The organism is Bradyrhizobium sp. Kon10, from assembly GCF_055807395.1.
Map to the genome: position 1 here is coordinate 104,781 of NZ_JBVVOZ010000007.1, position 20,594 is coordinate 125,374.

The 20,594-nt window shown below is 64.5% G+C and carries 21 protein-coding genes; 15 read left to right on the forward strand and 6 right to left on the reverse strand.

Going from position 1 to position 20,594, the window contains the following annotated elements; all coding sequences use genetic code 11:
* Positions 1 to 131 precede the first annotated feature (131 nt).
* The gene (locus AC0L2O_RS12900; protein ID WP_369719511.1) at positions 132 to 392 is read left to right on the forward strand and encodes a hypothetical protein; all 261 of its coding nucleotides are present in this window, start codon (positions 132 to 134) and stop codon (positions 390 to 392) included.
* A gap of 284 nt (positions 393 to 676) precedes the next feature.
* Here the strand turns inward: AC0L2O_RS12900 and AC0L2O_RS12905 are convergent, their stop codons facing one another.
* Positions 677 to 1,372: a DUF1013 domain-containing protein gene (locus AC0L2O_RS12905; protein WP_369719510.1), complete on the reverse strand. Its 696-nt coding sequence runs from the start codon at positions 1,370 to 1,372 to the stop codon at positions 677 to 679.
* A 243-nt stretch (positions 1,373 to 1,615) separates the two neighbouring features.
* Here AC0L2O_RS12905 and ispH point away from each other — a divergent pair, with 243 nt between their 5' ends.
* The 3 genes from ispH to rnhA are packed head-to-tail and all read left to right on the forward strand — an operon-like array spanning position 1,616 to position 4,035.
* A complete protein-coding gene (gene ispH / locus AC0L2O_RS12910) occupies positions 1,616 to 2,584 on the forward strand; it encodes a 4-hydroxy-3-methylbut-2-enyl diphosphate reductase (protein ID WP_369719509.1) in 969 nt (322 codons plus the stop codon).
* 6 nt (positions 2,585 to 2,590) lie between these two features.
* Positions 2,591 to 3,574 carry a homoserine kinase gene (locus AC0L2O_RS12915; RefSeq protein WP_369719508.1) on the forward strand — a complete coding sequence of 328 codons (984 nt, stop codon included), beginning with the start codon at positions 2,591 to 2,593 and terminating at the stop codon, positions 3,572 to 3,574.
* Positions 3,571 to 4,035 carry a ribonuclease HI gene (gene rnhA, locus AC0L2O_RS12920; protein ID WP_409190799.1) on the forward strand — a complete coding sequence of 155 codons (465 nt, stop codon included), beginning with the start codon at positions 3,571 to 3,573 and terminating at the stop codon, positions 4,033 to 4,035. The genes AC0L2O_RS12915 and rnhA overlap by 4 nt, the downstream gene beginning before the upstream one ends.
* 176 nt (positions 4,036 to 4,211) lie before the next feature.
* Here rnhA and AC0L2O_RS12925 read toward each other — a convergent pair whose 3' ends face one another.
* From AC0L2O_RS12925 to AC0L2O_RS12940, 4 genes are all read right to left on the reverse strand, one after another.
* Positions 4,212 to 4,697, reverse strand: coding sequence for a peroxiredoxin (locus tag AC0L2O_RS12925; protein WP_369719506.1), 486 nt, complete (start codon positions 4,695 to 4,697; stop codon positions 4,212 to 4,214).
* A 201-nt stretch (positions 4,698 to 4,898) separates the two neighbouring features.
* On the reverse strand, positions 4,899 to 6,584 hold the full coding sequence (locus AC0L2O_RS12930; RefSeq protein ID WP_473369983.1) for a long-chain-fatty-acid--CoA ligase: 1,686 nt from the start codon (positions 6,582 to 6,584) through the stop codon (positions 4,899 to 4,901).
* A 196-nt stretch (positions 6,585 to 6,780) separates the two neighbouring features.
* Positions 6,781 to 8,232, reverse strand: a complete 1,452-nt coding sequence (locus AC0L2O_RS12935; protein ID WP_473369984.1) for a D-alanyl-D-alanine carboxypeptidase family protein — start codon at positions 8,230 to 8,232, stop codon at positions 6,781 to 6,783.
* 186 nt (positions 8,233 to 8,418) lie between these two features.
* The gene (locus AC0L2O_RS12940; protein WP_473369985.1) at positions 8,419 to 10,227 is read right to left on the reverse strand and encodes a glucan ABC transporter ATP-binding protein/ permease; all 1,809 of its coding nucleotides are present in this window, start codon (positions 10,225 to 10,227) and stop codon (positions 8,419 to 8,421) included.
* A gap of 31 nt (positions 10,228 to 10,258) precedes the next feature.
* On the opposite strand from AC0L2O_RS12940, the gene AC0L2O_RS12945 reads away from it, so the two are divergent.
* The 8 genes from AC0L2O_RS12945 to AC0L2O_RS12980 all read left to right on the forward strand — a co-directional run bounded on the left by AC0L2O_RS12945 (position 10,259) and on the right by AC0L2O_RS12980 (position 16,420).
* Entirely contained in the window at positions 10,259 to 10,537 is a 279-nt protein-coding gene (locus AC0L2O_RS12945) for a hypothetical protein (protein WP_473369986.1), read from the forward strand.
* A gap of 134 nt (positions 10,538 to 10,671) precedes the next feature.
* Positions 10,672 to 11,034: a hypothetical protein gene (locus AC0L2O_RS12950; protein WP_369719501.1), complete on the forward strand. Its 363-nt coding sequence runs from the start codon at positions 10,672 to 10,674 to the stop codon at positions 11,032 to 11,034.
* Between the two features lie 114 nt (positions 11,035 to 11,148).
* Positions 11,149 to 11,553 carry a phosphoribosyl-ATP diphosphatase gene (hisE, locus tag AC0L2O_RS12955; protein ID WP_369719500.1) on the forward strand — a complete coding sequence of 135 codons (405 nt, stop codon included), beginning with the start codon at positions 11,149 to 11,151 and terminating at the stop codon, positions 11,551 to 11,553.
* A 45-nt stretch (positions 11,554 to 11,598) separates the two neighbouring features.
* Positions 11,599 to 12,201, forward strand: coding sequence for a YqaA family protein (locus AC0L2O_RS12960; RefSeq protein ID WP_409190793.1), 603 nt, complete (start codon positions 11,599 to 11,601; stop codon positions 12,199 to 12,201).
* A 46-nt stretch (positions 12,202 to 12,247) separates the two neighbouring features.
* On the forward strand, positions 12,248 to 12,778 hold the full coding sequence (locus tag AC0L2O_RS12965) for a hypothetical protein (protein WP_473369987.1): 531 nt from the start codon (positions 12,248 to 12,250) through the stop codon (positions 12,776 to 12,778).
* 36 nt (positions 12,779 to 12,814) lie between these two features.
* Positions 12,815 to 14,215, forward strand: coding sequence for an aspartate ammonia-lyase (locus AC0L2O_RS12970; RefSeq protein WP_473369988.1), 1,401 nt, complete (start codon positions 12,815 to 12,817; stop codon positions 14,213 to 14,215).
* A 287-nt stretch (positions 14,216 to 14,502) separates the two neighbouring features.
* On the forward strand, positions 14,503 to 15,471 hold the full coding sequence (locus AC0L2O_RS12975; RefSeq protein WP_473369989.1) for an NAD(P)H-dependent flavin oxidoreductase: 969 nt from the start codon (positions 14,503 to 14,505) through the stop codon (positions 15,469 to 15,471).
* Positions 15,472 to 15,640: 169 nt separating this feature from the next.
* Positions 15,641 to 16,420, forward strand: a complete 780-nt coding sequence (locus AC0L2O_RS12980; protein WP_473369990.1) for a thioesterase family protein — start codon at positions 15,641 to 15,643, stop codon at positions 16,418 to 16,420.
* Positions 16,421 to 16,742: 322 nt separating this feature from the next.
* Here AC0L2O_RS12980 and AC0L2O_RS12985 read toward each other — a convergent pair whose 3' ends face one another.
* Positions 16,743 to 18,305 carry an AMP-binding protein gene (locus AC0L2O_RS12985; RefSeq protein WP_473369991.1) on the reverse strand — a complete coding sequence of 521 codons (1,563 nt, stop codon included), beginning with the start codon at positions 18,303 to 18,305 and terminating at the stop codon, positions 16,743 to 16,745.
* Between the two features lie 79 nt (positions 18,306 to 18,384).
* Between AC0L2O_RS12985 and AC0L2O_RS12990 the strand changes: the two genes are divergently transcribed.
* The 3 genes from AC0L2O_RS12990 to AC0L2O_RS13000 all read left to right on the forward strand — a co-directional run bounded on the left by AC0L2O_RS12990 (position 18,385) and on the right by AC0L2O_RS13000 (position 20,560).
* On the forward strand, positions 18,385 to 19,350 hold the full coding sequence (locus AC0L2O_RS12990; RefSeq protein ID WP_473369992.1) for an NAD(P)H-dependent flavin oxidoreductase: 966 nt from the start codon (positions 18,385 to 18,387) through the stop codon (positions 19,348 to 19,350).
* Positions 19,351 to 19,473: 123 nt separating this feature from the next.
* Entirely contained in the window at positions 19,474 to 19,722 is a 249-nt protein-coding gene (locus tag AC0L2O_RS12995; protein WP_369719494.1) for a hypothetical protein, read from the forward strand.
* 133 nt (positions 19,723 to 19,855) lie between these two features.
* Complete coding sequence (locus tag AC0L2O_RS13000) at positions 19,856 to 20,560, forward strand: hypothetical protein (RefSeq protein WP_409190788.1); 705 nt, start codon at positions 19,856 to 19,858, stop codon at positions 20,558 to 20,560.
* Positions 20,561 to 20,594: the final 34 nt, after the last annotated feature.

Genomic DNA, 20,594 nt, shown 5'->3' on the forward strand with positions numbered 1-20,594 from the left:
AACCCTCATCCTGAGGAGCGCGCTCTTCGCGCGCGTCTCGAAGGATGAAAGGCCCCGCTGTTGCGTCCGGGCCTGCATGGTTCGAGACGCCCGCTGCGCGGGCTCCTCACCATGAGGATGAAGGGCCTGCTATGAGTTCGAAGCCGTTTCTTGCGATTGCGTTTGCGGGCCTCATCCTCTCCGCCTGCTCGGCGCGCTATCAGACGCCGGTCGCGATGGGCGGTGACGACGACGATGCCGTGTGCCAGAGCCGTGGCTATGCGTCCGGCTCGCCGGAATACGTGGCCTGCCGCAAGGATCGCGATGTCCAGCGCAGCGCCGCCACCGCCCGCGCCGACCGCCGCCAGCGCGATCTCGGCGAATACATGCTGAACCATCCGGAGCGGCCGTAAGGCACTGCATCATCCTGCCGCGCTTCTGCATCACACGCGCGAATATCTCCCCGCTGTCGTCCCGGCGAAGGCCGGGACCCATACCGCGGAATCTATCGATCGCGGCGGTAGAAGTACCGAACTGCGGATCTTCGCCAAACTACTCTCTGGGGTTATGGGTCCCGCCCTCGCCGGGACGACACCTGAGAGCGTGGTGATGTCCTTTCTCGCAACCAAAAACAAAAACGCGGCAGGTCTGACCCTGCCGCGATCATAGTGCATTCGAATAGCAACCAAGAGAAGGATTACTCCTCCTCTTGCTCCTGCTTCTTGCCGCCGAGGGTCTTCAGCTTGGCGAACACGGCGTCGACGTTGAGGTCGTCGCCGGACTTCTCCGCCGGCTCGAACTCGTCCTTCTTGGTGGTCTCGGAGGCCGGCAGCAGCGTCGCGCCGCCATAGGCTGCGTCGATCGGCTTTTCCTTGGCCGCGCGCGCCACCTCGAAATCGAGCTCGATCTGCGAGCAGAGGCCGAGCGTCACCGGATCGATCGGCGTCAGCGAGGACGTATTCCAGTGGGTGCGGTCACGGACGCTCGCGATCGTGCTCTTGGTGGTGCCGACCAGGCGCATGATCTGGGCGTCCTTGAGTTCGGGATGGTTGCGCAGCAGCCAGAGGATGGCGCTCGGGCGCTCGTGGCGGCGCGACACCGGGGTGTAGCGCGGGCCCTTGCGCTTGGGTTGGGGCGGCAGCACCACCTTGCTCTCCTGCAGCCGGAGCCGGGCGTCCGGATTCTTCTCCGCCTTCTCGATCTCCTCGCGGGTGAGCTGGCCGTTGGAGATCGGGTCCATGCCCTTGATGCCCTGGGCGGCGTCGCCGTCCGCGATCGCCCGGATCTCGAGAGGATGCATCTTGGTGAAATCGGCGACCTGGTCGAAGGTCAGCGCCGTGTTGTCGAGCAGCCAGACGGCGGTCGCCTTGGGCATCAGAGGTGCGTTGCTCATGGCAAATCTCCTTTGTGCTTCGCCCACCCCCTTGGAGGCGAAGCCGGTGGTCATCAGCGATGACTGGGAATTCGCGCTATATAAGCCCGGAGGGGGTAGCCACGCAATGGTTCTGCTATAGATAGTGCCTTGACAGCGCCCGAAAGGGGGCCCAATTCCCTGTAAGCCCGTACCCAAGCCCTATTTCATTCATCGACCGTTTCCCGCCCGTTTTGCGCAGTGATTCGGTCCCGAGATCGCTCAATGTCAGCCAAACCAGACCTCAAGATCGTGCTTTGTTCTCCTCGCGGCTTCTGTGCCGGGGTGGTCCGGGCGATCGACACCGTGGAACGGGCGCTCGATAAATACGGTGCCCCGGTCTATGTTCGCCATGAGATTGTGCACAACAAATACGTCGTCGACGGGTTGAAAAAGAAGGGTGCCATCTTCGTCGAGGAGCTGGCGGAGATCCCGGCAAACACCACCGCGCCGGTGGTGTTCTCGGCCCATGGCGTGCCGAAGTCGGTTCCGTCGGACGCCCAGTCCCGCAACCTGTTCTCGTTGGACGCGACCTGCCCGCTGGTGACCAAGGTGCACCGCGAGGCCGCGATCCATTTCAAGCGCGGCCGCGAGATCTTCCTGATCGGACATTCCCATCACCCCGAGGTGGTCGGCACGCTGGGCCAGCTTCCGGTTGGTGCCGTGACGCTGATCGAGACCGCCGAGGACGCCAAGACCATCGCTCCGAAGGATCCGAACAACCTCGCCTTCGTGACCCAGACCACGCTGTCGATCGACGACACCGCGGAGATCGTGGCGCTGCTGAAGGAGCGCTTCCCGAACATCAACGGGCCGCACAAGGAAGACATCTGCTACGCCACCACCAACCGCCAGCTCGCGGTGAAGAAGGTGGCGCCGGTGGTCGACGCCCTGATCGTGGTCGGTGCGCCGAACTCGTCGAACTCGCAGCGCCTGCGCGAAGTCGCCGAGCGCGAGGGCTGCCCGATCGCGGTGCTGGCGCAGCGCGCCGCCGAGATCGACTGGAAGCGGTTCGAGAACATCACGAGCCTCGGCATCACGGCGGGCGCCTCGGCGCCGGAAGTGATCGTCGAGGAGATCATGGACGCCTTCGCCGAGCGCTTCACGCTGCATGTCGAGACGGTCTCGGCCGCGGAGGAGAACGAGTTCTTCCCGCTGCCGCGCCAGGTGCGCCCCGAAGCCGCCGCCGAGTAGACCTTGATGGCGGTCTACACCGACGTGGCCGCCGACGAGCTTGCGGATTTCCTCGGCCAATACGATCTCGGCGAATTGCTCTCCTACAAGGGCATCGCCGAGGGCGTCGAAAACTCCAACTTCCTGCTGCATACCACCAAGGGATCGTTCATCCTCACGCTCTACGAGAAGCGCGTGGCGAAGAACGATCTGCCGTACTTCCTCGCGCTGATGACGCATCTCGCCGGGCACGGCATCAATTGCCCGCTGCCGGTGAAGGCGAAGGACGGCGAAGCGCTGCGCGATCTGGCAGGACGGCCGGCGGCGATCATCACCTTTCTCGAAGGCGTCTGGCCGCGCAAGCCGAGCGCGACGCATTGCGCCGGCGTCGGCGACGCGCTGGCGAAGATGCATCTGGCCGGCGCCAATTTCGCGATCAAGCGCGCCAACGCGCTCTCGGTCTCGGGCTGGCGGCCGCTATTTGATGCGGCATCACACCGGGCCGACGAGGTGCAGCCGGACTTGCACGCTTTTCTCGCGGCCGAGCTCGATTATCTCTCGAGCGGCATCTGGCCGGACAAATTGCCGGAAGGCGTGATCCACGCCGATCTCTTCAACGACAACGTCTTTTTTCTCGGCGACCAGCTCTCGGGAATCATCGACTTCACCTTCGCCTGCAACGACATGCTGGCCTACGACATTGCGATCTGCCTCAATGCCTGGTGCTTCGAGCCGGATCATTCCTTCAACGTCACCAAGGCGCGCGCCTTCCTCAATGCCTATGGCCGCGTGCGCAAGCTGACTGACGCTGAAGAAGCCGCGCTGCCGCTGCTGGCGCGCGGCGCCGCGATCCGTTTCCTGCTGACGCGGCTGGTCGACTGGCTCAACGTGCCGCCGGGCGCGTTGGTCAAGCCGAAGGATCCCCTGGAATATGTCCGCAAGCTGCGCTTCCACCAGAGCGTTGCGAGCGTGCGCGATTACGGGCTGATGCCCTCGGGGCTGCTGGCGTGAGCGAGCTTCCGGTTGTCACGATCTTTACCGACGGCGCCTGCTCGGGCAATCCCGGCCCCGGGGGCTGGGGTGCGATCCTGAAGTTCGGCGACAAGGAGAAGGAGTTGAACGGCGGCGAGCGCCACACCACCAACAACCGGATGGAGTTGATGGCGGCAATCTCCGCGCTGGAGGCGCTGAAGAAGCCTTGCATTGTCGATCTCTACACTGACAGCCAGTATGTCCGGCAGGGCATCACCAGCTGGATCCACGGCTGGAAACGCAACGGCTGGCGCACCGCCGACAAAAAGCCGGTCAAAAATGTCGAGCTATGGCAGCGCCTCGATGCCGCGCTGAAGGCCCATGACGTGCGCTGGCACTGGGTCAAGGGCCACGCCGGCCACCCCGAGAACGAACGCGCCGATCAACTCGCACGCGACGGCGTCGCGATGGCGAGATTGCAGCAGAGGGTGCGGGAGTAGCAGCGTCGACATCGTCGTCGATGCCACCTCATTCTCAACTGTCATCGCCCGGCTTGACCGGGCGATCCAGTACGCCGCAGAAGTCGTTGTGAACCTCGAAGCCTCTGGAATACTGGATGCCCCGCTTTCGCGGGGCATGACAGCGTCATTTGTGGCTAAGAGCGGCGTCTAAACGCTTACAGCTGCCCGAGCAGCGTATCGCCGCCGGACACCTCGACCTTGCCCGGCATCGCCTCGAGGTTCAGCTTCTTGACCACGCCGTCCTCGACCAGCATCGAATAACGCTTGGAGCGGATGCCGAGGCCGTTGGCGGAGGCGTCGAGCTCCATGCCGATCGCCTTGGTGAAATCGGCATTGCCGTCGGCGAGGAAGGTGGCCTCATCGCGCTGGTCGGTGTCGCGCTTCCAGGCGTTCATGACGAAGGCGTCGTTGACGGAGACGATGGCGATGCTGTCGACGCCCTTGTCCTTGAGGGCGTAGGCGTTGAGGAAGATGCTCGGCAGATGCATCTTGTGGCAGGTGCCCGTATAGGCGCCGGGTACGGCGAACAGCGCCACCTTCTTGCCCTTGAAGATGTCGTCGGTGGTCTTCACCTGCGGACCTTCCGCCGTCATCACGCGGAATTTCGCCTCGGGCAGCTTCTCGCCAATCTGGATGGTCATGGTCGTTTCTCCTGAAAAGGGGCGGCCCTTTCTAGAGCATTTTACCGGCGGAGGGAAACAGCTTCAAAAAGGTGTGATCTGGCAGGCTGCCAATTTTCTCGTCATTGCGAGCGAAGCGAAGCAATCCAGAGATGTCGCCGCGGAGGCGCGCTGGATTGCTTCGTCGCGAAGAGCTCCTCGCAATGACGGTGGAGCGCGCGCCTACGCCGCTTCCGCCTTCTTCTCGTCGCGCAACTGCCGGCGCAAGATCTTGCCGACATTTGTCTTCGGCAGCTCGGTGCGGAATTCGATGTGCTTGGGCACCTTGTAGCCGGTGAGCTCCCCGTGACAGAACTTGATCACGTCCTCTGCGGTGAGGTTGGGATCCTTCTTCACCACGAACGCCTTCACGGCTTCGCCCGACTTGGCGTCGGGGATGCCGATCACGGCGCATTCGAGCACGCCCGGATGGCTCGCGATCACTTCCTCGATCTCGTTCGGATAGACGTTGAAGCCGGAGACCAGGATCATGTCCTTCTTGCGGTCGACGATCTTGGTGTAGCCCTTTTCGTCCATCACGCCGATGTCGCCGGTCCGGAAGAAGCCGTCGGCCGTCATCACCTTGGCGGTCTCCTCAGGCCTGTTCCAGTAACCCGACATCACCTGCGGGCCCTTGGCGCAGATCTCGCCGGGCTGGCCGAGCGGGACCTCGTTGCCGTCGTCGTCGCGGATCGAAATCCAGGTCGAGGGCACGGGGATGCCGATGGTGCCGTTGAACTCGGGATTGGTGGTGGTGTTGCAGGTCAGCGTCGGCGAGGTCTCCGACAGGCCGTAGCCTTCCGCGATCGAGCAGCCCGTGATCGCCTTCCACTGCTCGGCGACGGGCCGCTGCACAGCCATGCCGCCGCCATTCGAGATCTTCAGCTTGGAGAAGTCGAGCTTCTTGAAATCCGGATGGTGCATCAGGCCATTGTAGAGCGTGTTCACCGCCGGGAAGTTATTGACCTGGTACTTGGCCAGCTCCTTGACGAAGCCTGCGATATCGCGCGGATTGGGGATCAGCAGATTGCAGCCGCCAGCGCGTACCGCGAGCAGGTAACAGGCCGTCAGTGCGAAGATGTGATAGAGCGGCAGAGCGCAGACGATCAGGAGCTGGTCGATCTGTGGCGGCTGCGCCAGCGCCGGTTGGAGCCAGGCGTCGTTCTGCAAGACGTTGGCGACGATGTTGCGGTGGAGCAGCGTCGCGCCCTTGGAGACACCGGTGGTGCCGCCGGTATATTGCAGGAAAGCGACGTCGCCCGGCGATAGCTTTGGCTTGTTGAAGGTCAGGCCGCGGCCGGCGGAGAGCGCGTCGTTGAACGACACCGCGCCCGGCAGCGACCAGGCCGGCACCATCTTCTTGACGCGGCGGACCACGAGATTGACGATCACGCCCTTGATCCCGAGCAGGTCGCCCATGCTGGCGACGATGACGTGCTTCACGGCCGTCTTGGCGATCACCTGGTCGACCGTATGCGCAAAATTCTCCAGCACGATGACGGCTTCGGCGCCGGAATCCTTGAGCTGATGCTCGAGCTCGCGCGGGGTGTAGAGCGGGTTGACGTTGACCACCGCGAACCCGGCGCGCAGCACGGCGGCGGTCGCAACCGGATATTGCAGCACGTTCGGCATCATGATCGCGACGCGCGCGCCGCGCTGGAGGCCGCGGCCTTGCAGGTAAGCGCCGAGCGCCAGCGACATCTGGTCGAGGTCGCGATAGCTGATCGACTTGTCCATGCAGATGAACGCCTTGCGGTCGGCGAACCTGGCAAAGCTCTCCTCAAGGAGATCGACCAGCGATGCGTATTGGGTCGGCTCGATATCAGCGGGCACGCCGGGCGGATATTGCTTGAGCCAGATGCGCTCCATGGAAACTCCCTCTCTATCACCTGAGCCCGTTGTGTCTCGGGCTTGCCTCGTTGCCGGCAGTATCGAGCCTGCCGGAACGGCTGGCAAGCGGTCGAAGGCTTAGGGCATAGCGCGTGGAGGGGCTACTGGAATTGGCGCAAATCGCTGCCGCAGGTGCGAAGTGCAGGCGCGATGCGACAGGCTCGAGCCTGTTAACCTAACTGTTGTTGGGCGCCGGCTTGGGCGCGGGCTTGGTGGCCGCCTTGGGCTTGGCGGGTTTGGCGGGCTGATCGCCGCTCGCGGCCGGCTTTTCGGCGGGCTTGGCTGCAGCGTGCTTGATCGGAGCCGGCTTGGCCGCGTTCTTGGGCGCGTTCTTGGCCTCGGGCTTCGCAGTATCCGGCTTTGCCGCCGCCGTCTTGCCGTCCGTTTTGCCATCCGGCTTGGTGTCGCTGCCGGCGTCTTGCTTCTTGGCGACGCGCGACTTCTTGCCACGCGCTTTCGGGGTGGCCTGCTGGTCGGCGTCGGCGGCGACCGCCGCGATCAGGGCTGTGCCGGTGCGGGTCGGCCCGGTGTAGACCAACACTGGCTCTGCCGGAGCGGGGGCCGAGGCCATCAGCTCGGAGGCCTTCATCAAGGGCGGCTGCAGCCCCGCGGTGAAGAACGTCACCTGGGCTGCGCCGCCGGTGGTCGATCCGGTGGTGCCGCCATTGGTCGCGATCAGCGCATCGTCGTCGTCGCTGGCCGGCCGCTTGCGGTGACCGCCGCACATCTCGTCGCGCAGATTCGGCGGCGAGGCGTCGACCGGCACCAGGTTTTCGACCGTGCCGAGCGAGGGACGCAGCCACGACAGCGTGTCCTGGCTGAAGCCGCGCTCGAGCAGCTGCGCCGCCTTCACCGCGCGCGCGGTGCCGGAGTTGGCGCCGAGCACCACCGCGATCAGCCGGCGGCCGTTGCGCGTGGCCGATGCGACGAGATTGTAGCCGGAGGCGCAGATGAATCCGGTCTTGAAACCGTCGGCGCCGGGGTAGCGGCCGATCAACTTGTTGAAATTGCCCGTGACGCGCCTGCCCAAGCGGATCGCCGGGATGTGCACGAAATACTCGTATTCCGGCAGGTCGCGCAGGAACGAGCGTGCGAGAATGCCGAGGTCGCGCGCGGACGTGATCTGGCCGTCGGCGGGCAGCCCGTTGGGATTGACGTAGCTCGTCTGCGTCATGCCGAGCTTCTTCGCGGTGTCGTTCATCATCGCCGAGAAGCCGTCGATCGAACCGCCGACGCCTTCGGCCAGCACCACCGCCATATCGTTGGCCGACTTGACCAGCATCATCTTCAGCGCGTTGTCGACGGTGACCTGTGTGCCCGGACGGAATCCCATTTTCGATGGCGATTGGGAGGCAGCGGTCGGCGACACCGTGACCAGCGTGTCGAGCGTGATCTTGCCGTCCTTCACCGCCTTCAGCGTCACATAGGCGGTCATGATCTTGGTGACCGACGCGGGATACCAGGGAATGGTCGCGTTCTCCGCCTGCAACACCTTGCCGCTGTCGGCTTCGATCAGAAGCAGCGCTTCGGCATCCGCCGTGCGCGGTGCGAGCAGCGCGGCGACCGCGAGGGTCGCAGCGAACAGGTTGAACAGGGATTTGCGAAGCAACGGGCGAAATGCGTGCACTATCCGATTCCGGTCCTTGGAGACCCGCCGGTTCCGGACGGCTCTCGTGATCTGATGTTCGGTTCTGAAATCCAGCGCCGCTTGCGGCGTCGCAAACCTATACCGGCTCTTGCGTCGAGAATAGGGGTTTCGGGCTGGTATTCCGCAATGAAATAGGCCGAATTTCGACGATCTTACGGGGACTTGCTAAGGGGATTCGGCCGCGGTCGCGATAGCCTCGGTCGCCGTCACGCTGGCCCGTGCATTCGCTTGTGCCTGTTCCTGCACCATGAACTGGGCCTTGGCGAGCTCGGCGAAATGGCCGCCCTTGGCCACGAGTTCATCGAAAGTTCCGCTTTCGATCACGCGTCCGTTGTCGAACACCAGGATCCGCGTGGCATTGCGGATGGTGGAGAGGCGGTGCGCGATCACGAAAGTGGTGCGGCCCTTCATCACTTCATCGAGAGCGGCATTCACCTTGGCTTCCGTGACGGCGTCGAGCGCGCTGGTCGCCTCGTCGAGGATCAAAAGCGGCGGATCCTTCAGCAGCGCGCGGGCGATCGACAGCCGCTGCCGCTCGCCGCCGGAGAGCATGCGGCCGCGCTCGCCGGCATTGGTCTCGAAGCCGCCGCTGCGTTCGATGAACTCGAGCGCCTGCGCACGCTCGGCCGCCTTGCGCATCTCGGCTTCGGTCGCGTCCGGCTTGCCGACGCGCAAATTCTCCGCGATCGAACGGTTGAACAACAGCGCTTCCTGGAACACGACGCCAATGTTCCGCCGCAACGAGGTCAGCGTGACGCCGCGCACGTCCATGCCGTCGATCCTGATGAAGCCGGATTGCGGATCGAAGGCGCGATGCAGCAGCGCGATCGCAGTCGACTTGCCGGCGCCGGTCGCGCCGACCAGCGCGATGGTCTGGCCGGGCAGGGCGGTGAAGGAGAGATCCTCGACCGCCGGCCGCTTGCCGTCATAGGAGAAGGTAACGTCGTTGAACTCGACCAGGCCGGACAGTCGTCCCGCATCGATCGCATCGGACCGGTCGTGCACCGCGGGCACGGCATCGAGCACGTTGAAGAACTCGCGCAGCCGCGGCGCTTCCATGAACACGTTGTTGATGAAGCTTACGACCTGCTCGAGCTTCTGGATCAGCAGCGTCGCAAAGCTCACGAACATCACGATCTCGCCGACGGATGTGAGCCCCTGGTCGTGCAAGGCGATGCCGAGCGTAAAAATCGCGAGCACCGTGATGGTGGTGGACGCGCGCGTGATGACGGTGACGAGCGCCCACCATGACAGCACCGGCATTTGCGCGGCGAGCAATTGGTCGGCGATGGAGCGCAAGCCCTGCACCTCGGATTCCACGCGCACGAAGCTCTGCACCAGCGCGACGTTGCCGAGCGCATCGGAGGCGCGGGCGGAGAGCTCGCTATACTGCTCTTCGACTGCCATCTGCATGCCGAACGTCCTGCGCACCACGAACGTGGTCAGCGCGGTGAAGACGATGCAGAGCACGAACAGCAGGATCGCGAGCCGCCAGTTCAGATAGAGCGACAGCGGCAGCAGCACCACGACCGACAGGATCGCGGCAAAATGCTCGCGGAAGAAGCCGAGCCAGAGCCGCCACAGCGCATCCGTGCCATTGAGCATCACCTTCATCAGCCGGCCCGAATGGGTGCCGGAGTGGAAGGTGAGCGGGAGTTGCAGGATGTGCTCGAAATAGCTCGTCAGCACTGCCTGACGCTGCCGGTGGGAGAGCCGGTCGGCCTGCCAGGCAACGAGCGCGCTGCAGGCTATCGTGAACAGGCCGAACGCCACCCACGCCATCAGGAACGGCCACGCCGAGTTCGAGCCGGCCACCGTCTTGCCGGACAGCACATCGACGATGCGGCCGAACAATACGGGCTCGGCGAATTGCGAGGCGGCAAGCAGGAGGTTGGCGAACGCCAGCAACCAGCCCAGCCGCGCCTCCTTGCCGAGCAACTCGAGAACACGGGTGTACAGTCTGAACATGGACATGCGGGCGAGGAGCTCGGGCGGATCGAACGAGATGAGCCTGTATCTTAAGCAGGGATCGCCCGCGAGATACAGCGGAAGCTCTCAGTTTTACTCAATTGATCAGCCGCCCTTCGAGCGGCGGCAGAAACCGATCGTCGAAAATGTCGCTTGCTGTGGGCCGCCTGCTGAATTTGAACACCGCCTCGACGAGCGGCGCATCCACTTTGTCACGAATCGAATGAGCTCGTTGACGTCGACCAATGCGAGCTCGCTGTCGCCTTTGGCCGCGGCCGGCGACGACGCTCTCCGCGTCAACATGAACGGCAGATGAGCGGCGGTTGCGTCATGATCACGCAGCGCCGTTCAGCTTCTGTTGGGGTTCGGGAACCCAACATGGGATGCGGTGGTTGAGAGACATGAGCCTGTCTCAAGGCACCATTGAAGGTCCCAAGGAGGGTCCAGCACATGTTTGACAGATTTTCCAAGCGTGCCGGCCGCAAGGCCGTTCTCGCCACCGCGGCGGTGCTGGCGCTGACCAGTGTCGCCCCCACCGCATCGTTTGCCGGCGGCCGCCATTGGCATGGCGGCGGCGGCGCGGCCTTCGCCGGCGCGGCGATTGCCGGCATCATCGGCACCGGGCTTGCGATCGCCGCGACCCGTGACGCCTACGCCTATGATTCGGGTCCGGGTTACTATTACGACAGCGGCCCGGCCTACTACAGCGGCCCCGGCTATGGTCCCTACTATTACGGCTCGGACTACCCTGAGCGCTATGGCGGCTACACCAAGGTCTGCTCCCACGGCCATTCCGGTTACCGCTGCTATTAGCCGATCGGCCTAACCCATCGACCAACAGGCCGTCGCGCTTGTCGCGCCGGCCTGTTTTTCGCTTCTATGCAGGCGTTAACGCGCTCTCCACGGGTTTGGAGTAGTTTTGAGGACATGAGTGATTCGCTTGAGCGGCTATATTTGGCTGTGCTCGCGGCCAGGGACCTAGATCCGGCAACGTCGCGTACTGCCCGGCTGTTTCAGCGTGGGCCCTCCAAAATGGCGAAGAAGCTCGCCGAAGAGGCCATCGAGGTCGTGATCGACGCGGTCAATGGCGACAGCCAGGCCGTGATCCGGGAAAGTGCCGATCTGCTCTATAATCTGACCGTGCTCTGGGCCTCGGCCGGCGTGCGTCCCGAAGACGTCTGGCGCGAGATGGCGCGGCGGGAGGACATGCTCGGCATCGCCGAGAAGCTACCGAAATCGGCGATGAAGCTGCCCAAAGTCGCCTCGCCACGCGTTGCCGCGAGGCGGCCTATTGTCGCCCACGAAGGCCGCACTGCGCGCAAGCGCCACTAGAAGCGGCGCAAATCGGTCCCATCTCGGCATGGACAAATCCGCCCCATGGTGCTTCATCGCGGCGCCATGCTGAAACGTATCTACGATTGGTGCATCGACGCCGCCCACAAGCCCTACGCGCTCTGGATCATGGGTGCCGTGGCTTTCGCCGAAAGCTCCTTCTTTCCCGTCCCTCCGGACGTGATGCTGATCCCGATGTCGCTGGCGCGCCCGCAGCGCGCCTGGCTCTATGCCGCGATCTGCACCGCGACATCGGTGGTGGGCGGTCTGCTCGGCTATGCCATCGGATCGCTGCTGTTTGACTCGGTCGGCCATTGGCTGATCCAGGTCTACGGGCTCGGCGACAAGGTGGATGCTTTCCGCGCCTCCTATGCGGAATGGGGCGCGGTGATCATCCTGCTCAAGGGCCTGACGCCGATTCCCTACAAGCTGGTCACCATCACCTCGGGCTTTGCCGGCTATAACCTCGGCCTCTTCATCCTGTGCTCGATCGTTGCGCGCGGTGGGCGTTTCTTCATCGTCGCCATCCTGCTCAACCGCTATGGCGACTGGATCCGGGTCAGGATCGAGAAGCATCTTGGATTGTGGGTGGCGATCGGCGCAGCGGTGCTCGTGCTGGGCTTCGTGGTGGCGGTCAAGCTGATCTAAGTCCCAATGCTTTGACGCTGGGCCGGCTTCGGTTACGGTTGCCGTCATGATGGTTCGGTCCGGCAATCCGGCGGTACGGCTGAGCAGGCTGACTTCAGCGGTGCTCCTGCTCCTGTTCGGCTCCAGCACGGCTGGATGGCCGCAATCGGCACCGCCGGCGCTTGGCGTCCAGGAGCCGGGGCCGCAGGTCGCGCCGCCGACATCGACGCCTGCACCGCCGGCGCGCGAGGACAATCCCGGGCTGATCAACGAAATGGGCAAGCTGTTCGACAAGCTGCCCTCCATCCTGCCGCCGCTCAAAAGCCCGAGCGAAACCATGAACGATTTGTCACGCCTGGCGAAGCCATCCAGCATGGTGTCGGGGCGCGTGGCCTGTCCGGCCTCGTCAAACGGCGGCCCTGACTGCAAGCAGGCCGCCGACCTGTTGTGCCAGAGCAAGGGCTACAAGGAAGGCAAGGGCCTGAATGCCGACTCCGCCGAAAAATGCTCGGCTAAGGTCCTGATCCCGGGCCGGGCCCGCAAGCCGGACGACTGCCGCACCGATACTTTCGTGACCAGCGCGCTGTGCCAGAACTGACGCGATGATTCCGCGCGCGAGCAACAAGGAGCGCCTATGAGCCGTACAGAGCAGGATTTCCTCGGACAGCGCGAGATCGCCGACGACATCTACTACGGCGTCCAGACCATCCGCGGGAAGGAGAACTTCCACATCACCGGCATTCCGATGAACCAGGAGCCTTACTTCGTGAAGGCGCTTGGTTACGTCAAGAAGGCTGCCGCCATGGCCAACCGCGACCTCGGCGCGGTGGACACAAAGATCGCCGAGGCGATCATCCTGGGCTGCGACCGTGTCATTGCCGGCGATATGATGGATCAGTTCGTCACCGACTTCATCCAGGGCGGTGCCGGCACCTCGACCAACATGAACGCTAACGAGGTGATCGCCAATCTCGCGCTGGAATCGCTTGGGTTTGCGAAGGGCGACTACCAGCACGTCAGCCCCAATGACCACGTCAATTACGGTCAGTCGACCAACGACACGTACCCGACTGCGTTTCGGCTGGCGCTGATCCTGCGGCTCGAAAGCTACATGACGGCGCTGCGGCAGCTGCAGGAGGCCTTCTTCGCCAAGGGGCGCGAGTTCGAGCGCGTGCTCAAGATGGGCCGCACGCATTTGCAGGACGCCGTGCCGATGTCGCTCGGCGCCGAATTCCGCGGCTGGGGTACCACGATGGGCGAGGAGGTCGACCGCATCTCGGAGGCGCGCGCGCTGCTGCGCGAGATCAATCTCGGCGCCACCGCGATCGGCACCTCCGTCACCGCGGCGCATGGTTATCCGAAGCTGGCGGTCCGGCATCTGAGCGCGCTGACCGGCGTCGACTTCATTCTCGCCGGCGATCTCGTCGAGGCGACCTCGGACACCGGCGCCTATGTGCAATTGTCCGGTGTGCTCAAGCGCACCGCGAGCAAGCTCACCAAGATATGCAACGACATTCGCCTGCTGGCCTCCGGTCCGCGCGCCGGCTTCAACGAGATCAACCTGCCGCAATTGCAGCCGGGCTCCTCGATCATGCCGGGCAAAGTCAACCCGGTGATCCCGGAGGTCGTCAATCAGACGAGCTTCCTCGTCATCGGCCTCGATACCACGGTCACGCTGGCCGCATCCGCCGGCCAGCTCCAGCTCAACGTGATGGAGCCGGTGATCTCGTTCGCGCTGTTCTTCTCGATCCGCACCATGGAGCGCGCCGTCAACAGCCTGCGCGAGAATTGCGTGGTCGGCATCACCGCCAACCAGGAGCACACCCGCAACATGGTGCTGAACTCGCTGGGTATCGTCACGGTGCTGAAGCCGCTGCTCGGCTACAAGCAATGCGCCGAGATCGCGCGCGAGGGCTACAAGAGCGGCAAGTCGCTGCACCAGATCGTCGTGGTCGAGCGCAAGCTGCTGACGCAGGAGACCTGGGACGAGATGTTCTCGTTCGAGCGGCTGATCAATCCGGATCTGCTTGCGTGAACACAGTGGCTCGTCATTCCGGGGCGCGCGGAAGCGCGAGCCCGGAATCCATTGTGCCATATGTGCTGGCGCCCGATGGATTCCGGGCCTGCGCCTGTCGGCGCATCCCGGAACGATGGACGACGAGTTGCGCGCGCCGCGTGTCTCGACTGGCGAATTCCGCGCGTTGGAATTGCGGTAATGACATCCGCACGGCGCCAAAACGCAATACTTGACAGTGGAAAGATTGCCTTGTTGGTATGGCTGCCAACCTGCAATGCGTCTGACCAACCAAGGATCGCTTCCCAATGTCCATGCCTGCCTTGTTCAAGGGGCGCCTCTCGATCCCAGTGATCGGTTCGCCGCTCTTCATCATCTCAGTGCCCGATCTCGTGATCGCGCAGTGCAAGGCGGGGGTGGTCGGCTCGTTTCCGTCGCTGAACGCGCGGCCGCCGGAGCTGCTGGACGAATGGCTGGCGCGGATCACCGAAGAGCTCGCGGCCTATGATCGCGCGCATCCCGACAAGCCGTCGGCGCCGTTCGCAGTCAACCAGATCGTGCACAAGTCGAACAACCGGCTCGACCAGGACATGCAGCTCTGCGCGAAGTACAAGGTGCCGATGATCATCTCCTCGCTCGGCGCCCGTGAGGAGCTCAATCAGGCGGTGCACGGTTGGGGCGGCATCGTCTTCCACGACGTGATCAACCAGAAATTCGCGCATAAGGCGATCGAGAAGGGGGCCGACGGCTTGATCCTGGTCGCCGCCGGCGCCGGCGGTCATGCCGGCACGATTTCGCCGCTCGCTTTCGTCGCCGAAACGCGAAAATGGTTTGACGGCCCGATCGCGCTCTCGGGCGCCATCGGCAACGGCAAGGCGATCCGGGCCGCGCGCATCCTCGGCGCCGACTTCGCCTATATCGGCTCGGCCTTCATTGCCACCAAGGAGGCCAACGCGGTCGAGAACTACAAGGAGATGATCGCGGGCGCGACGGCCGACGACATCGTCTATTCCAACCTGTTCACCGGCGTGCATGGCAATTACCTGAAGCCGTCCATCCTCGCCGCCGGCATGGATCCCGAAAACCTGCCGACCTCCAACCCCTCCAAGATGAATTTCGGCACCGACGCCTCCGGCGAGCGCGCCAAGCCGAAGGCCTGGAAGGAGATCTGGGGCAGTGGGCAGGGCATCGGCAGCGTCGACAAGGTCCTGCCCGCCGCCGAACTGATCGCGCGCTTCAAGAAGGAATACGACGAGGCGATCGATCCGCCGCTGTGAGCCCCGCTGTCGTCCCGGCGAAGGCCGGGACCCATAACCCCGACGGGTCGTTGCTGCGCTCGATATCAACCACGATCTCGTTTCACCAACTGCTGCCTGTGGGTATGGGTCCCGGCCTTCGCCGGGACGACACTTTTGCTGAGCTCCGAATGTGCATCACGGAGAAGCGATGACCGCCATCTACCGCGTCGACGGCAACAGCGTGATCACCAGCCCGGAAGCTGCGGGGCCGTGGGACCGGCGCATGCAGCACGGCTCGGCGCCCTCGGCGCTGGTGACGTGGGCGGCGGAACGCATTCCGACGCCGGTGCCGATGAACGTCGCGCGCGTCACGATCGACCTGATGCGTCCCGTCCCGGTGGCGCCGCTCACGATTGCCACCGCGGTGCTGCGCGAGGGCCGCAAGATCCAGCTCTGCGAAGTGAAGCTGTCGGCCGACGGCGTCCAGGTCGTCGGCGCCACCGTGCTCAAGATCAAGCGGCAGTCACACCCGCTGCCCGATAATGTCAGCGACTTGCCGGTCACCTTGCCCTCGGCCGAGGATTCGCTGGTCGAGGACGGCCACGGCGCGAGCAGTCCGTTCGCGGGCATGGTGTCGATGCGTGCCGCGCGCGGCCGCTTCGGACAGGCCGGTGCGGGCGCGATCTGGTTTCGCCTCGACCATCCGCTGGTCCAAGGCGAAGCAGTGTCGCAGGCGATGCGCGCCGTGATCGCCGCCGATTTCTCCAACGGTACCGCCTCGACGCTCGACTTCCGCGCCTGGACCTTCATCAACGCCGACCTCACGGTGAGCCTTGCGCGCCAGCCCGTCGGCGAGTGGATCCTGCTCGACGGCGAATCCTGGATCGGGCCTGACGGCGCGGGGCTGGCGATGTCGCGGCTCGCCGACCGGCAAGGCTATTTCGGTCGCGCGGTGCAGAGCCTGGTGATCGAGAAGCGCCAGGCGTGACGGCAAGCGCTGCGGTTGCTCCTGGGGCCAATTGAACGGCAGGCTTCCGCCGCCGCGGAAGTGGATGCTCGGCATCCTGCCAGTTCACGCGCCGTAGAAGATCTTGATCTCCCACAGCACCACGACGATAGCCGTGATCAACGTGACCGCGGCGACTGCACTTTCCAGGGAAGCGACTCGCATTTCACTCTCCGCTTCCCAGCCCCGTCAGCGGTCTAGTTGATTCCCGGATTCGCCGGCAATCGGGCGGCCGGGGCGGACGCGCACTCCGCCGCCCATTGTGGCGCCGGGGCCACAAACGCACCGTAAAACCCCGGGGTATTTACCCCACCATCCGGTCCCGGCCGCTCCAGAAGCTCGCGCGCAGCACCTTCTTGTCGACCTTGCCGACGCCGGTCATCGGCAGCTGCTTGACGAACTGGATCTGCTTGGGCGCATGCGCCGAGCCCTTTCGCATCCTCACCAGATCGATCAGCTCGTCCGGATCGGGCTTTGCGCCCTCGCGCGGCACGATGATCGCGGTGACCGCCTCGCCCCATTTCTCGTCCGGTATGCCGACGACAGCGACCATCGCCACGTCCGCGTGCTGCGACAGCACGTCCTCGACCTCGCGCGGAAAAATGTTGAAGCCGCCGCTGACGATCATGTCCTTCTTGCGGTCGAGGATGAACATGTAGCCGCGCTCGTCCTGGCGCGCGATGTCACCGGTGTGGACCCAACCGTTCCTGAGCGTCTCGGCCGTGATGTCGGGCCGCTTCCAATACTCCGCCATCACATGTGGCGCGCGCACGCAGATCTCGCCGGCATCGCCCGTCTTCACCTCGTGGTCGTCGTCGTCGAGGATTTTGACCTCGCAGGCCGCGATCGGGAAGCCGCAGGACAAAAACAGCTCCGGCGTTCGGGGATCGTGATCTTTTCTGCGCAACACCGAGACCGGGTAGCATTCGGTCTGGCCGTAGAGCTGCGAGAACACCGGCCCGATGCGCTCGATGGCTTCGACCAGCCGGCTCGGCGACATCGCCGAGGCGCCGTAGAGCACGAGATCGAGCGAGGAGAGATCGGTCTTGTTCAGTGCCGGATGATCGAGCAGCACGTAGATCATCGTCGGCACGAACAGCGTGAAATTGATGCGCTCGCGCGCGATCGTCGCCAGCACCGCCTCGGGATCGAAACCTTTCAGCATGTGCACGGTGCCGCCGCGCATCAGCGTTGGCAGCACTTTCGTCCCGGCGACGTGGCTGATCGGGGCGACCGTGAGATAGCGCGCAGCGTCCGGGATTTCGAAGTCGGCGAGGATCGCGGCGGCAGCTCCGGCGTTTTCGCGGTGGTAGCGCAGCGCGCCCTTGGACTTGCCGGTGGTGCCGCCGGTGTAGTTCAGCGTGGAGAGATCGTCGAGGCTTGCGAGGCACCGCGCGCCGGCATGGCCTGCGTTCTCGATCGCCTGCAGGAGATCGACGCCGTAGTCGGCCGGTCCCATGGTGAAAACCGCCTTGAGCCGGGTCGCTTGCGCAGCGAGCTCGCCGCCGCGATCGCGGAAGGCGGCGACGTCGACCACCAGCACTTCGGACTCGGAATCCTCGAGCTGAAACAGCTGGTCGGCCTGCGATCCGAGCGGGTGCAGCCACGTGACGCAGCATCGCGACAATTGCGCGGCGACGCCGGCGCACCAGGTGTCGGCGCGGTTCGCGGTGAGAAAGGCCACGCGCGCGCCGGGCTGCAAGCCGAGCCGCATGAACACGCCCTGGATGCGTCCGATCAAATCGACGGTGCCCTGGTAGCTCAGCGATCCACTGGGCCACGCGAAAGCGGTGCGGCCGGGATAGCGCGCCAGCGCCCGTAGCGTCTGCGCACAAGTCGGGGACGATGCATGGAGCGGATCGGACATATGTTTCCTCGCAGCTTTCTCATCGGCGTTGCGCGTGCCAATGTTTGTGCGCAACGCTAGCACAGGGCGGGAGGCTTGGGTGACATCCGATCGACTGCAACATGTCCGCGATCGTCTGGCCTTGCCGCTGATCGCGGCGCCGATGTTTCTGGTGTCGGGCGTCGAACTGATGGTCGCGGCCTGCCGCAACGGCGTGATCGGCAGCTTCCCCACAGTGAATTGCCGCAGCCCGGAACAACTCGACGAATGGCTTGCCGAGATCGCGACCCGCTTGCGGCAGCACGAAGATCAGACCGGACGCAAGGCCGCGCCACTCTGTCCGAATTTGATCGTGCATCGCTCCAACGCGCGGCGGGAGCAGGATCTCGCGGTGCTGCTGCGGCATAAGCCTGAGTTCGTCATCACCTCGGTCGGATCGCCCGCACCGGCGCTGAAGCCGTTGCACGAGGCCGGCGCGCTGGTGCTGGCGGATGTCGCCTCGATCCGCCACGCCGAGCGCGCGGCGGCAGCGGGCGCCGATGGACTGGTGCTGCTCACCGCGGGCGCCGGCGGACAGACCGGTTGGCTCAATCCGTTCGCCTTCGTCCGTGCGGTGCGCGCGTTCTACGACGGCATCATCGTGCTTGCCGGCGGCGTCAGCGACGGTCACGCGCTGCGCGCCGCCGAAGTGCTCGGCTGCGATCTCGGCTACATGGGCACGAAATTCATCGCGACGCGCGAGAGCATGGCGGATGATCGCCACAAGCAGATGCTGGTCGAGAGCAGCGCCGACGACATTCTGCTCACCACCGCGTTCACGGGCTTGCAGACCAGCATGCTGAGGCCGTCGATCGTCGCGGCCGGTCTCGACCCCGACGACCTTCCGCCGCGCGGCGTCATCGACATCGGCAAGGACATCGACGTCGGCGCGCGCGAGAACCGGCCAAAGCGCTGGCGCGATATCTGGAGCGGCGGGCATTCGACTTCGGGCGTGACCGACGTGATGGCGGTCGATGGTCTCGTTGCGCGAACGGCAGCTGAGTACCGCAAGGCGGCTGGGCGGTAGCGCTCTGCGCCGCCCGCCACGGTTAATCCCGCATGGCTCCGCAGCGCCGTCCTTAACGGCAGATTAACCATCGTTCGCCCAGAATCCCCTCGGGCCGCCAATCAGGACCGAGAGGGATAGGCGATGGATTTCGATTTTCTCAATTCCAAGACACAGGCTTCGCTCGACGAAATCCGGCTCCGCGTGGCGCATGCGCTGGCCCGCCACCCGCTCTGCCGCACCGTGCGCTTCGACGTGGTCAGCGTCCCCCGCACCCGTCGTGGCGGCAATTGGACCGTGACGCTGCAATCGGTCGAGCCACGTGCAGTCTGGGAAGCCTCCGAGATCGTCGCCGACATCCAGGATGCCTATGATCTCGCGCTAGCCGCCTGATTTCATTTGGTTTTTCGGGCGCTGTCGCGGTAGTCCGCGCGATTGCCGCCCCGATGGCCCGGTTAGGCCTTAATTTTCGCCCAGTTTCCGGGCAGTGATCACGTGGACTTGAAAGTTGGAAGCGGAGAGGCGTTTGTCGAGAGCCATCACCATCGTCGTGCTGACCTGCTTCCTCGTCCTCGGTGCCGCCACCACCGCCATTCTTGGCCGCGACAGCGTGCCCAGCGTCAGCCCCGAGATGATCACGCAGGCCCCGCCGCCGAAACCACTCGCCGCCAACCGCGCCGCCAAGGCCGACCGGTTGGTTCCGACGCTGGCGCTGGCCTCGGCCGCGATCGACCCGGTGCAGGTTCCGGCCGACAAGCTCTCGCAGGCCCCGCTGCTGACCGAGCCGCTGCGCCAGGCCTTTGCCGCGGCTACCCCATCCGATTTCCCGCCGGCCAAAGCGAGCGTGAACGAGGCCCCGCAGGCGCCCGCCGCCGTCGAGGCTCCGGCCAAGCCGAAGGTCGTCGCCAAACCCCAGCCGCAAAAAACCTATTCCTTGCTGTCCGACGTGCAGATCTCCGGGATCAGGGATCGCCTGAAACTGTCGTCGTCGCAGGAGTATTACTGGCCCTCGGTCGAGACCGCGCTGCGCAATGTCGTCCGCAAGATCTCGGCGAACAAGTTGTCCAACCCCAACGCGCCGGGCGTGCCGATCGATCCGAACTGCGACGAGGTCCAGCAGTTGAAGTCGGCTGCGATGCCGCTGCTGTTCCAGCTGCGTGACGACCAGAAAGAAGAAGTGCGCAAGCTCGCCCGCATCATCGGGCTGGAACAGGTCGCGCAGCAGATCTGACGCGCCCTTCCGTTAGGAACCTTCTCAACATCAG

Bases quoted from the DNA above. Each gene is read 5' to 3' on its own strand.
- AC0L2O_RS12905 (WP_369719510.1), bottom strand. From the start codon at position 1,372: ATGAGCAACGCACCTCTGATGCCCAAGGCGACCGCCGTCTGGCTGCTC.
- AC0L2O_RS12950 (WP_369719501.1), top strand. From the start codon at position 10,672: ATGTTTGACAGATTTTCCAAGCGTGCCGGCCGCAAGGCCGTTCTCGCC.
- AC0L2O_RS12975 (WP_473369989.1), top strand. From the start codon at position 14,503: ATGTCCATGCCTGCCTTGTTCAAGGGGCGCCTCTCGATCCCAGTGATC.
- hisE (WP_369719500.1), top strand. From the start codon at position 11,149: ATGAGTGATTCGCTTGAGCGGCTATATTTGGCTGTGCTCGCGGCCAGG.
- AC0L2O_RS12995 (WP_369719494.1), top strand. From the start codon at position 19,474: ATGGATTTCGATTTTCTCAATTCCAAGACACAGGCTTCGCTCGACGAA.
- AC0L2O_RS12965 (WP_473369987.1), top strand. From the start codon at position 12,248: ATGATGGTTCGGTCCGGCAATCCGGCGGTACGGCTGAGCAGGCTGACT.
- ispH (WP_369719509.1), top strand. From the start codon at position 1,616: ATGTCAGCCAAACCAGACCTCAAGATCGTGCTTTGTTCTCCTCGCGGC.
- AC0L2O_RS12925 (WP_369719506.1), bottom strand. From the start codon at position 4,697: ATGACCATCCAGATTGGCGAGAAGCTGCCCGAGGCGAAATTCCGCGTG.
- AC0L2O_RS12985 (WP_473369991.1), bottom strand. From the start codon at position 18,305: ATGTCCGATCCGCTCCATGCATCGTCCCCGACTTGTGCGCAGACGCTA.
- AC0L2O_RS12930 (WP_473369983.1), bottom strand. From the start codon at position 6,584: ATGGAGCGCATCTGGCTCAAGCAATATCCGCCCGGCGTGCCCGCTGAT.
- AC0L2O_RS12960 (WP_409190793.1), top strand. From the start codon at position 11,599: ATGGTGCTTCATCGCGGCGCCATGCTGAAACGTATCTACGATTGGTGC.
- AC0L2O_RS12945 (WP_473369986.1), top strand. From the start codon at position 10,259: ATGAGCCTGTATCTTAAGCAGGGATCGCCCGCGAGATACAGCGGAAGC.
- AC0L2O_RS12970 (WP_473369988.1), top strand. From the start codon at position 12,815: ATGAGCCGTACAGAGCAGGATTTCCTCGGACAGCGCGAGATCGCCGAC.
- AC0L2O_RS12915 (WP_369719508.1), top strand. From the start codon at position 2,591: ATGGCGGTCTACACCGACGTGGCCGCCGACGAGCTTGCGGATTTCCTC.
- AC0L2O_RS12980 (WP_473369990.1), top strand. From the start codon at position 15,641: ATGACCGCCATCTACCGCGTCGACGGCAACAGCGTGATCACCAGCCCG.
- AC0L2O_RS12900 (WP_369719511.1), top strand. From the start codon at position 132: ATGAGTTCGAAGCCGTTTCTTGCGATTGCGTTTGCGGGCCTCATCCTC.
- AC0L2O_RS12940 (WP_473369985.1), bottom strand. From the start codon at position 10,227: ATGTCCATGTTCAGACTGTACACCCGTGTTCTCGAGTTGCTCGGCAAG.